The sequence below is a fragment of the Shewanella sp. 10N.286.45.A1 genome (genome assembly GCF_041470405.1).
Taxonomy (GTDB): domain Bacteria; phylum Pseudomonadota; class Gammaproteobacteria; order Enterobacterales; family Shewanellaceae; genus Shewanella.
This window is the reverse complement of record NZ_JBFRMK010000372.1, coordinates 1-3,571: the sequence shown is the minus strand read 5'-3', so window position 1 is coordinate 3,571 and position 3,571 is coordinate 1. Positions and strand designations below refer to the sequence as shown.

At 42.7% G+C, this 3,571-nt stretch carries 2 protein-coding genes; both read left to right on the top strand.

Going from position 1 to position 3,571, the window contains the following annotated elements; genetic code table 11:
• Positions 1–43 precede the first annotated feature (43 nt).
• Positions 44–1,288: an HlyD family efflux transporter periplasmic adaptor subunit gene (locus AB4238_RS21410; protein WP_372035542.1), complete on the top strand. Its 1,245-nt coding sequence runs from the start codon at positions 44–46 to the stop codon at positions 1,286–1,288.
• Between the two features lie 25 nt (positions 1,289–1,313).
• Positions 1,314–3,437: a peptidase domain-containing ABC transporter gene (locus tag AB4238_RS21405; RefSeq protein WP_372035539.1), complete on the top strand. Its 2,124-nt coding sequence runs from the start codon at positions 1,314–1,316 to the stop codon at positions 3,435–3,437.
• Positions 3,438–3,571: the final 134 nt, after the last annotated feature.

Here is a 3,571-nt window from a genome sequence, read left to right as displayed (position 1 = left end):
TTAATGCAATTGGTATAACGCTAGTTCAGCGATTCGGAATGACATGGAACAGTTATTTAGACAAGAAGTCTTACAGCATAAAGTAAACCGCTTAGATGGCACAGTAAGCCTCATTCAGCCAGCAGCTTTTAAATGGCTAACCCTTTTGCTGGTCATTATTATTGTTGTTAGCGTGATCTTTCTCGCCAGTGGTCAATACAGCAAAAAGGAGCGCGTTGTGGGGGTTGTGCAACCCGATAGCGGCCTACTAAAACTCACTTCGCCACAAGCTGGTGTCATAAAAACGCTACTGGTTGCGGAAGGGCAGCATGTGGAGCAAGGCGAACCGATTTTACGGGTAGAGTCGCTAAAACACGGTGCCAATGGATTTGAATTAAATCACTCCCGCATCAGCCAGTATCAGTTTCAAATCAATATGCTCAATCTGCAAATAAACAAGCAACACTCACAAAATACCCTACAGATCCAAGAGTTAACCCATAGCAGAACAAGTATCACAGCCAAGCTGAACGAGCTTGAACGCCAAAATGAGATAATCAATCAGAGAATTGAAATCAATAATAATGTCTCAGAGCAGATGGCTACGCTTGCCAAGCAAGGCTATACCTCAAAGCTAGATCTCAACCGACAGATAGATACGTCGTTAACCATTGAGCAGCAAAGTTCAAGCACTCAGTCACAAAAACTCACGCTGACTAACGAACTCAATCAAATCAGCAATCAACTATCCCAGCTGCCGATAGAGCACGCCAAAGTTCTCGATCAACTGCAAAATCAACTCACTGAAGTACGGCTTAATCTCGCTATTGTGAAGCAAGAATCACTAGCTGAACTTCGCGCTCCAATGAGTGGTAGTGTCACCGGCATCCTAACTAAAGTTGGCAAATCAGTTAATGCACAACAGTTTTTGCTCAGTGTGTTACCTGAAAACAGTAAGATGCAAGCGGTGCTATTTATCCCCACCTCAGCGTTTGGTTTCATCGAAATTGGCCAACGTGTTCGATTGCGCTATCACGCGTTTCCCTACGAAAAGTTCGGCATTTTTGATGGCGAAATCATTGAAGTGAGCGCTAATGTAATCTTACCAGAAGAGACTGAATTACCAGGCGTCATTCAAGCGCCCTCTTATCGAGTAGTGGTCAGCCTCGCCGACCAAGCCATACTCGCATACGGAAAAGAGACTCCACTGCGGGCTGATATGATGCTGGATGCAGATATCATCGTGGAGCAACGTTCACTGTTAGCTTGGTTATTTGACCCGATTTTCAGCCTTCACGGCAAGCTTTAAAGACTTAATGAATAGGACAGGTAGCATGGATGATGTAGTGGAAAATTCAGCGAGTAAATTAAGTTTTTGGAACCGTAAAAAACTGCCGATGATCCGCCAGTCGGAAGCTACCGAATGCGGCCTAGCATGTTTAACCATGATTGCGGGTTATTACGGCCATGTCTCGCAGATGAATGAGATGCGGCAACGATTTCAACTCTCTTTAGAAGGCGCTACGCTGCTCGACATTATGCAGTTTGCCGAACAAATGGCATTGACGACTCGGCCACTAAAAATAGAGCTTGAAGATCTCCCCTCTCTAGACACCCCATGTATACTGCACTGGGATCTCAACCATTTTGTGGTATTAAAATCAGTCAGTAAGAGTCATATCGTTATCCATGACCCGGCATCTGGCGTCAAAAAAGTCTCTATTGAAGAAGCCTCTAAACGTTTCACAGGTATTGCGCTAGAGCTACGGCCTACTAAAGAGTTTAAACAAAAAAAACCAGCACCAAATCTAAAGTTTTCAGATTTTTGGAGCAAAATAATTGGCCTCAAAAGCTCTTTAGTCCTCATATTTTCGCTATCCTTGCTACTGCAATGCTTTGCCCTTATCACCCCCTATTACATCCAGTTAGTGATTGATGACGTTATCATCAGCAAAGATACTTCCTTGTTGATTGTACTTGCCGCAGGCTTTTTCATGGTACTGCTGTTTGAAATAGCAACTAATGCCCTGCGCAGCCTTTCATTGATGCATTTTGGCAATTTGATGAACATACAATTAGGCTCTAACCTATTTCATCATTTGATACGCTTACCACTGCAATACTACGAAAAGCGTCATATGGGCGATGTCGTTTCGCGTTTTGGTTCATTGCAACAGGTAAAAGAACTACTAACCACCGGAGTCGTTGAGTCTATTATTGATGGCATTATGGCAGTGCTTACACTGTTCATGATTTTCTATTACAGCCCTAAATTATCAGTCATTGTGCTCGTAGCCGTTGCTTTGTATGCCCTCATCCGCATCGTTATGTATCAACCTTTTCGCGCAATATCTGAGCAAGAAATAATCGCGAGAGCGGAAGAGAACAGTAACTTTATGGAGTCGATTCGAGCTATCCAAACCATTAAGCTATTTGGCTCAGAAGCAAAACGCGAAGGCCAATGGCAAAACAGATATGCTGCAGCAATTAATCAGAATATTCGCTTAGGTAATTTTACTATCTCTTTCAGTGCCATCAACCGGCTACTTTTTGGTTGTGAGAATATATTGGTGATTTATGTCGCCGCTACACTAGTTATACAGGGGGGATTCAGCACTGGCATGCTGTTTGCCTTTATGGCCTATAAAACGCAATTTATGACTAAAACACAAAATCTTATCGACAAGATGATTCAATTTAAAATGCTCAGTCTGCATTTTGAACGAATTGCTGATATCGCCTTAGAACCCAAAGAAGTAATAAGCGAACAACAAGTATCTAATGATATTAAGGGTACAATAAGCATCAAAAATCTATATTTTAAATACAGCGATTCCACCCCAGATGTACTGGTTGATGTCAATCTGGACATAAAAGCCGGTGAATCCGTCGCGATTACTGGACCATCGGGCTGTGGGAAGTCGACCTTACTCAAAGTCATGTTAGGGTTAGATACACCCTATAAAGGAGAGGTATTAATCGACGGTACTCCCTTAGCTCAAATAGGCCATAAACACTACCGCCAACAAATAGCGGCCGTGATGCAAAATGACGAATTACTGTCAGGCAGCGTTGCAGATAACATTGCCTTTTTTGACGATAAAATCGATATGGAGCACTTAGTCTACTGTGCAGACTTGGCCGCTATTCACGACGATATAAGCAGTATGCCAATGGGTTACCACAGTTTGATTGGCGATATGGGCTCTAGCCTATCTGGCGGCCAAAAGCAGCGGATAATTCTTGCTAGAGCACTGTATAAAAAACCAAAAATACTCTTTATGGATGAAGCTACCAGCCACTTAGATACCGCACTAGAAAGCGATATTAATCGTGCCATTAAACAGATGAAAATCACCCGAGTGATTATTGCCCACCGTAAAGAAACAATAGCCTCTGCAAATAGAGAGATTAAACTGAACGTGGCTAACAAGCTAGATTATCAACCAGTAGATTGATCACTAAAGGGATAACAATATTAGGACGGGTAATTAGGGGAGATAGACGCGACGGTACTCACTTTACCCACAAGCAAAGCTAATAAATAATTTACAGTATCCTGGTCAAGCACAGCCGGACACCTGACTTTGTA

Coding starts and splice junctions, on each gene's coding strand:
- AB4238_RS21410 (WP_372035542.1), top strand. CDS start 44: ATGGAACAGTTATTTAGACAAGAAGTCTTACAGCATAAAGTAAACCGC.
- AB4238_RS21405 (WP_372035539.1), top strand. CDS start 1,314: ATGGATGATGTAGTGGAAAATTCAGCGAGTAAATTAAGTTTTTGGAAC.